The following is an 8,101-nucleotide window of genomic DNA, read 5'->3' on the forward strand; positions in this document are numbered from 1 at the left end:
ACCTCCAACGCATCAACATCTACCGCCCCCAAGGCCTCATCGACCTCTCCCCCCTCCCCTCCCACATCGAGGTCACCATCACGCCACCACCACGCCGAGGCTGACGCGAACGCAGGGTGACCGGAGACACACGAACGGCCTACGCTGGTTATCAACCAGTCAACAGACCACCGGCACCAGCCGCCGTCCGCCACCGTCGCCCTCGCCAGGGAGTCCCCAACGCATGGACCCCGCCGTCAGGCTCGCCTCGACCGTCGCCGATCCGCTCGTCTGCCAGCTGCTGCTGCCCGTGGAAGCCACGCCCGACCGGGCGCGGGCCGACAAGGAGGAGCTGCTGGCGCGGCTCGTCTCGTTCCGCGGGGAGAACCCTCCGCTGTCGTACGAGGCGCTGCTGTCGCTCGCCCAGGAGCTGGTGGGGCTCACGGCGCCCGCCCACCGGCTGCCGCCCGGGGAGGAGGAACCGGTGGCCGCTGTGCTCTCCCGGACGCTGTGGATCACGGGCGAGCTCGACACGACGGACGTACAGGCCGTACGCCTGGGCCCGCAGGACTTCGCGCGCAAGCTGCGCTCCGCCGTGCCCGGCGCCGACCGGGAGCTGAGCCCGGAGGCGGCCTGGTTCCACGACCGGCTGCTGGTCACCGTCTGCCTGCACCTGCTGCACCAGTTGATCCGCCGCTCCCCCGTCCTCGCCGACCGCATGCCGGAACGCGCCCACCGGATACGCCAGTTGATCGACCTGAACGATGTGGAGGCCGTACGGGGCCGCCCGGAGCCGTCGGCAGTGGACGCCGAGTTCGAGGCCCGCTACGCCCGTTCCATTGCCGAGCAGTACAACCGTTTGACCATCTACGGCATCGATCTGCCGAACCCGAACACCCCGGACAACTGGTCGCTGGACGCCACCTACCTCAGCCTCAGCGCCGAGTTCTCCAGCCCGGAGCGGCGCGAGGAGAGCGGCGACGGGGACAGCGGGGAGCCCGTGCTGCCCGCCGACCGGGCGCTGGGGGGACACGAACGGGTACTGCTGCGCGGGGTCGCCGGGTCCGGAAAGACGACGCTGGTGCAGTGGCTCGCCGTCTCCACGGCCCGCGATGTGCTGCCGCCCGAGCTGGCGTCGCTGCGCGGCCGGATCCCCCTCGTCCTTCCTGTCCGCCGGTTCGCACGCGAGGGCTTCCCCTCCCCCGACAACTTCCTGCGGGCCGTACGCCACCCGCTCGCCGACGAGGCGCCCGACGGCTGGGTGGCGCGGGTGCTGACCGAGGAGCGCGGGCTGCTGCTCGTCGACGGCATCGACGAGGTGCCGGAGACCGAACGGGCAGCGCTGCGCGACCAGTTGCGCCGGCTGATGCGGATCTATTCGGGCAACTTCTGCCTGGTGACCGCGCGCCCCTCCGCCGTCGAACCGAACTGGCTGGCGGACGAGGGCTTTGACGAGCTGGCGCTGGCGCCGATGAGCCGCGACCAGGTGGCCGCCTTCATCACCGCCTGGCACACCGCGGCCGCCGACGACGAGGGCAAGGACCACCAGCGGCTGGCCGACTACCGCGACCAGCTGCTCTCCTCCATCCCCCTCTACCGCGAGCTGCGCGGGCTGGCCACCAACCCGCTGATGTGCGGCCTGATCTGCGCCCTGAACCGCGACCGGTCCGGCTCACTGCCCCAGGGCCGCAAAGAGCTGTACGAGGCCGCGATGGAGATGCTGCTCCAGCGCCGGGACCCGGAGCGCCGGGTGCTGTACGCGGACGCGGTGAAGCTGCGGCGGGGCGCCCGCGAGCGGCTGCTGCGCAAGCTGGCCTACCGGATGCTGGTCGACCGGCGGGCGGAGCTGACCATGGACGAGGCGCTGGAGGAGATTTCCCGAAGCCTGCCCGCCATCCCCTCGACCGCGGGCCAGGGGCAGCCGGAGGACATCTTCAACCACCTGCTGCTGCGCACCGGGCTGCTGCGCGAACAGTCCGACCGTTCCGTGGAGTTCGTCCACCGTACGGTGCAGGACTATCTCGCCGCGAAGGAGACCGTCGAGCAGGGCGCCTTCGACATGCTGCTCGACCACGCGCACGAGGCGGAGTGGGAGGAGGTCATCCGGATGGCCGTCGCTCACGCCCGGCCCGCGGAGTGCGCACGGCTGCTGGGCGGGCTGCTGGCCCCCGGCCGCAAGGGCATGCAGCGCAACCGGCGGCGACTGCTGGCGGCTGCCTGCCTGGAGCATGTCACGGAGCTCGATCCGGACACCCACACCCGGATCCGCCGCGAGACCCGCAACATGGTGCGGCCCACCACCCTCGAAGGCGCCCGCAGCCTGGGCTGGGTGGGGCCGATAGTGCTGGAGATGCTGCCCGACCCGGCCGGCGTCTCCGACAAGGAAGCCCACCGCCTCGCGGTGACCGTCACCCGCATCAACGACGACGCGGCGATCCACTATCTCGCCCAGTTGCGGAACCGGGCCTCACTGGAGCTGCGCGCCGAGCTCGCGCGGGGATGGCGGAACTTCGACACCGACCGGTACGCCGAGGAGATCATCGCCCACCTCGATCCCGAGGGGCTCTACTTTCCGGTCTCCGACCGGTACGAACTGGCCGTGCTGCGGAAGCTGGGCGGCAGGGCGCGGGTCCAGATCGGCGGGCCTTTCACGCCGGACGAGCTGCTGGAGGGGCTGGTCCACGAGCAGCTCACCCATCTGTGGCTCGCCTACGATCTCGGCGTATCGATGGAATGGCTCGCCGCGTTTCCGCAGCTGATGACGTTGCGGGTGAATCCGCGGCTGCCGCGGGTGAATGGCGTGCCGGACGGGATACGCATCCTTTCGTAAGAGGGGGCGTGCTTGTCCCTCTCGTCCCTTCCGGGTACGGGCTGCCCCTGAGCGAAGTACGCGGACTGCGGGTGCTTCGTGGCTGAGCGCTCCCACGCGGCGGAGCCGCACATGAATACAGCCCCGCGCCCCCTTCGGGGCGCGCCACGTCCCCGTCCCAACGCGAAGTGGGACCGACCCGTCCCGGGTCGGTCCCACTTACACACTCAGCGCTCAGGCCGTCAGGCCGGTCACGCTTCCTTGCTCAGGTTGGGGCCGCCGCCTGCGGCGGACTCGACCGGGGGAGCGTCCGGAAGGGCGGACTTCTCCTCGCCGCGGAAGGTGAAGGTCTTGCCCTCGCCTTCGCCCTCGGTGTCCACGACCACGATGTGACCGGGGCGCAGATCGCCGAAGAGGATCTTCTCCGACAGCACGTCCTCGATCTCGCGCTGGATGGTCCGGCGCAGCGGCCGGGCACCCATCACGGGGTCGTAGCCCTTCTTGGCCAGCAGCTCCTTGGCGTCCTGGCTCAGCTCGATGCCCATGTCGCGGTCCTTCAGCCGCTCGTCGACCTGCGTGATCATCAGGTCCACGATGCGGATGATGTCGTCCTGGGTGAGCTGGTGGAAGACCACCGTGTCGTCGACACGGTTGAGGAACTCGGGCCGGAAGTGCTGCTTGAGCTCGTCGTTGACCTTCGCCTTCATCCGGTCGTATCCCGCACGGACGTCACCCTGGCCGGCGAAGCCGAGGTTGAAGCCCTTGGAGATGTCCCGGGTGCCGAGGTTGGTCGTCATGATGATGACCGTGTTCTTGAAGTCCACGACCCGGCCCTGGGAGTCGGTCAGCCGGCCGTCCTCCAGGATCTGCAGCAGCGAGTTGAAGATGTCCGGGTGTGCCTTCTCGACCTCGTCGAAGAGGACCACGGAGAACGGCTTGCGGCGCACCTTCTCGGTGAGCTGGCCACCCTCCTCGTAGCCGACGTAGCCGGGCGGGGAGCCGAAGAGCCGCGAGACGGTGTGCTTCTCGCCGAACTCCGACATGTCGAGGGAGATCAGCGCTTCCTCGTCCCCGAACAGGAACTCGGCCAGCGTCTTGGACAGCTCGGTCTTACCCACGCCGGACGGGCCGGCGAAGATGAACGAGCCACCGGGGCGCTTGGGGTCCTTCAGACCCGCACGGGTGCGCCGGATCGCCTGGGAGAGCGCCTTGATGGCATCCTCCTGGCCGATGACGCGCTTGTGCAGCTCGTCCTCCATGCGCAGGAGCCTGCTGGACTCCTCCTCGGTGAGCTTGAAGACCGGGATGCCGGTGGCGGTGGCCAGGACCTCGGCGATCAGCTCCTCGTCCACCTCGGCGACGACGTCCATGTCGCCGGCCTTCCACTCCTTCTCCCGCTTGGCCTTCTCGGCCAGCAGCTGCTTCTCCGTGTCACGGAGGGAGGCGGCCTTCTCGAAGTCCTGGGAGTCGATCGCGGACTCCTTGTCCCGGCGCACGTTCGCGATCTTCTCGTCGAACTCGCGCAGGTCCGGCGGTGCGGTCATCCGGCGGATGCGCATCCGGGAGCCGGCCTCGTCGATCAGGTCGATGGCCTTGTCGGGGAGGTAGCGATCCGAGATGTAGCGGTCGGCCAGCGTGGCAGCGCCGACCAGGGCCGCGTCGGTGATGGAGACGCGGTGGTGCGCCTCGTACCTGTCGCGCAGGCCCTTGAGGATCTCGATGGTGTGCGGCAGCGACGGCTCCGCGACCTGGATGGGCTGGAAGCGGCGCTCCAGGGCCGCGTCCTTCTCCAGGTACTTGCGGTACTCGTCCAGCGTCGTGGCACCGATGGTCTGCAGCTCGCCGCGGGCCAGCATCGGCTTGAGGATGCTCGCCGCGTCGATGGCGCCCTCGGCGGCACCCGCGCCGACCAGGGTGTGCAGCTCGTCGATGAACAGGATGATGTCGCCGCGCGTACGAATCTCCTTGAGCACCTTCTTCAGGCGCTCCTCGAAGTCACCGCGGTAGCGGGAGCCGGCGACCAGCGCGCCCAGGTCGAGGGTGTAGAGGTGCTTGTCCTTGAGGGTCTCGGGCACCTCGCCCTTGACGATGGCCTGCGCCAGCCCCTCGACGACGGCGGTCTTGCCGACGCCGGGCTCACCGATGAGCACGGGGTTGTTCTTCGTACGGCGGGACAGGACCTGCATGACCCGCTCGATCTCCTTCTCGCGCCCGATGACCGGGTCGAGCTTGGACTCGCGGGCAGCCTGCGTGAGGTTGCGGCCGAACTGGTCCAGCACGAGCGAGGTGGACGGCGTGCCCTCGGCGGGTCCGCCGGCCGTGGCGGCTTCCTTGCCACCGGAGTAACCGGACAGGAGCTGGATGACCTGCTGGCGGACCCGGTTCAGGTCGGCGCCGAGCTTCACGAGGACCTGGGCTGCGACGCCCTCGCCCTCGCGGATCAGACCCAGAAGGATGTGCTCGGTACCGATGTAGTTGTGGCCGAGCTGAAGGGCCTCGCGGAGCGACAGCTCCAGCACCTTCTTGGCACGAGGAGTGAAGGGGATGTGACCGGACGGCGCCTGCTGGCCCTGTCCGATGATCTCCTCCACCTGCTGGCGGACAGCCTCAAGCGAGATCCCGAGGCTCTCCAGTGCCTTAGCGGCGACACCCTCACCCTCGTGGATCAGGCCCAGAAGGATGTGCTCGGTGCCGATGTAGTTGTGGTTGAGCATCCGGGCTTCTTCCTGAGCCAGGACGACAACCCGCCGCGCGCGGTCGGTGAACCTCTCGAACATCGTTAATCGCTCCTCAGAGCGGTCAGGCAGTGAGGGGACGCTCCCCTCGCTGTCCTTCCGCAGCTTAGTCCCGCAACGGGGGACCGCTCATTCCAACTGCCGACGCCAGCCCAGTCGATCATGCGCCTCCTGCCCCGGACAGCCGACAACAGTTCCAACCCGATGGTGCGAGACGATGTTCCCGCAGGCCAGGCGTATTCACCTGGATCCACTACGCCGAAGGCGAACACCCCCGCACCGACGTATTCGCCTTGCGGTCGCGCCTGTCACTCAGCACCCCCGCTCCGCCCCTGCCACCTGGGGCTTCCTGGCTGTCAGAGCCTTCTTACCCGCTCGGTGTGACAATCCATGCGGCATCGGCCGGATACGGGGGCCCACATCCGCTGAGGGCGAACAGGGGGGGGCGGCTTTCCGGGGGGCGCCGTAATGCGCGTACGTTACGTGACAAATCTCAACAGAGCGTGACAAAGGTCGGGTTGCTGCATCCGGGACCCCTGGGGAGGCCGCCGCGCGGGGGCCTCCCGAACCGGGACGGCCATCGGGGTCGGGGTCGACCGGTGGGCCGGAAAGGTCAGCCGTTGGCCTTCTCGTACGCCTCGCGAATGCTGGCCGGAACGCGACCGCGGTCATTGACCTCGTAACCCTGCTCCTTGGCCCATGCGCGGATCTTCGCGGTGTCCTGGCCGCCGCCGGAACCGGAAGCGGAGCGGCCGCCCTTTCCGCGCGCGGAACGGCCACCGGTACGCCGGCCGTTCTTCAGATAGGGCTCCAGAGCGGAACGGAGCTTGTCCGCATTAGCGGTCGTGAGGTCGATCTCGTAGGACTTACCGTCCAGCGCGAACGTCACCGTCTCGTCCGCCTCGCCGCCGTCGAGGTCGTCGACAAGAAGAACCTGAACCTTCTGTGCCACCTGCTACTCCCATTCGTCCTTGCATAACGGATTACAGATACCGACGTGGAAAGCAAACCGCTTTTTCCGGAGAAACACAAACCCTGCGTCGAGTTTGCCCGGCGACCCCGCTGGGATTGGCGGGATCTTTCGGACAAAGCGGGGGGCGGTTCGTCCTGCGGTTCACAGATGCAGCAGCATGCGACTGTTACCCAAGGTGTTCGGCTTCACCCGTTCGAGGCCGAGGAACTCGGCCACCCCCTCGTCGGGGGAACGCAGCAGCTCGCTGTAGACATCGCCGTCCACCGGAGTCTCGCCGATCTCGGTGAAGCCGTGCTTGGCGAAGAAGTCCACTTCGAAGGTGAGACAGAAAATGCGCCGCACCCCGATCCACCGGGCGGTGCGCAGCAGCTTCTCCAGCAGCAGATGACCGACACCCGTTCCGCGCTGTACGGGGTCGACGGCGAGGGTGCGGACCTCCGCGAGATCTTCCCACATGACGTGCAGCGCGCCGCAGCCGACGACTTCCGCGTCCGCATCCCGTTCCGCCACCCAGAACTCCTGGATGTCCTCGTAAAGCGTCACGGTGGCTTTGTCGAGCAGGATGCGGTCGCGCGAGTAGGCGTCGATGAGCCGGCGCACCGCCGGGACATCGGCCGTACGTGCCCTGCGGATGGTGACCTGGGATAGCGGTGCGCGTTCTGCCATGAACGGACGCTATCGAGCCTCGCCCTCGCCGCCTGCAGCGGGGGGATCGAGATGGACACCGTTCAGATGTACGACACGCAACGCGGTACGCAGGACATCGGCCTGTTCCGGAGACATCATCCCGAAGAAGTCGACAAGTGCCGCGGCCGGGTTGTCGCTGGCCGACCATGCCTCATGCATGAGAGCGGCGGAGTATGCCGCGCGAGTGGAGACGGCCGCATATCGATAGGCGCGGCCTTCTTGATCCCGCCTCAGCCAGCCCTTCTGACGCAGGTTGTCCATTACCGTCATCACCGTCGTGTAGGCGACGGTGCGTTCCTTCTGGAGATCTTCGAGGACTTCCCGCACAGTGACCGGGCGGTTCCAGCGCCATACCCGGGTCATCACGGCATCTTCCAGCTCTCCCAATGGCCTCGGCACAGAAGAATAATAGTGGAAAATGTCCGAATCGAGGGAATTGGCCGGGAAGCGGGCGGGGTGGGTACGGGTTCAGCTGTCGGCCGGCGCAGTCAGCCCCTGCCGCAGTCCCCTGCCGTCAGCTCCGGCGCTTCTGCCGGGTCGCCTCGGCGCGGGAGAGAGCGGCGTCCACGATGCCGTCCTCCTTGGCCTTGTTCGCGCCGCCCTGGGTCTTGACGATCGTCACGATGAGCGCCGTGAATGCCACCGCCATCACGAGCGGCGGTGTGAGTGCGGCGACGTAGTCCATGACTGGGCCTCCTCGGTGAACAGGCCCCCAGCCTAACGCCGGCCCTCGTGCCGGACGGACGCCCCCGGGGGAGCCGGCGAGGGCCGGGCGGGTGGCTCACGCCGGGACGGCGAGGCGCTGCGGGGCGGTGCCGCGCTGCTCCGTCTCCGGCTCCTCGGACGGCTCGGAGGGGGGCGGAGGCGGCGGCGAGGACGGAGCCGACGGGGACTGGCGGCGGCGGGGCGGGAAGACCT

At 68.5% G+C, this 8,101-nt stretch carries 6 protein-coding genes; 1 reads left to right on the forward strand and 5 read right to left on the reverse strand.

All coding sequences use genetic code 11. The features are described 5' to 3' along the window. The first annotated feature begins 223 nt into the window (after positions 1 to 223). The gene (locus tag ITI46_RS31860; protein ID WP_209243416.1) at positions 224 to 2,809 is read left to right on the forward strand and encodes an NACHT domain-containing protein; all 2,586 of its coding nucleotides are present in this window, start codon (positions 224 to 226) and stop codon (positions 2,807 to 2,809) included. Between the two features lie 230 nt (positions 2,810 to 3,039). Here ITI46_RS31860 and ITI46_RS31865 read toward each other — a convergent pair whose 3' ends face one another. The 5 genes from ITI46_RS31865 to ITI46_RS31885 form a co-directional block, all read right to left on the reverse strand. Then, on the reverse strand, positions 3,040 to 5,565 hold the full coding sequence (locus tag ITI46_RS31865; protein WP_209243417.1) for an ATP-dependent Clp protease ATP-binding subunit: 2,526 nt from the start codon (positions 5,563 to 5,565) through the stop codon (positions 3,040 to 3,042). A 571-nt stretch (positions 5,566 to 6,136) separates the two neighbouring features. Next, complete coding sequence (locus ITI46_RS31870) at positions 6,137 to 6,475, reverse strand: histone-like nucleoid-structuring protein Lsr2 (RefSeq protein WP_209243418.1); 339 nt, start codon at positions 6,473 to 6,475, stop codon at positions 6,137 to 6,139. A 162-nt stretch (positions 6,476 to 6,637) separates the two neighbouring features. After that, positions 6,638 to 7,162, reverse strand: coding sequence for an amino-acid N-acetyltransferase (locus ITI46_RS31875; protein ID WP_209243419.1), 525 nt, complete (start codon positions 7,160 to 7,162; stop codon positions 6,638 to 6,640). A 9-nt stretch (positions 7,163 to 7,171) separates the two neighbouring features. After that, the gene (locus ITI46_RS31880; protein ID WP_209243420.1) at positions 7,172 to 7,582 is read right to left on the reverse strand and encodes a BlaI/MecI/CopY family transcriptional regulator; all 411 of its coding nucleotides are present in this window, start codon (positions 7,580 to 7,582) and stop codon (positions 7,172 to 7,174) included. A gap of 115 nt (positions 7,583 to 7,697) precedes the next feature. Next, entirely contained in the window at positions 7,698 to 7,868 is a 171-nt protein-coding gene (locus ITI46_RS31885) for a hypothetical protein (protein WP_209243421.1), read from the reverse strand. Between the last annotated feature and the right edge of the window lie 233 nt (positions 7,869 to 8,101).

This window comes from Streptomyces oryzae (assembly GCF_017676365.1).
Lineage (GTDB): Bacteria > Actinomycetota > Actinomycetes > Streptomycetales > Streptomycetaceae > Streptomyces > Streptomyces oryzae.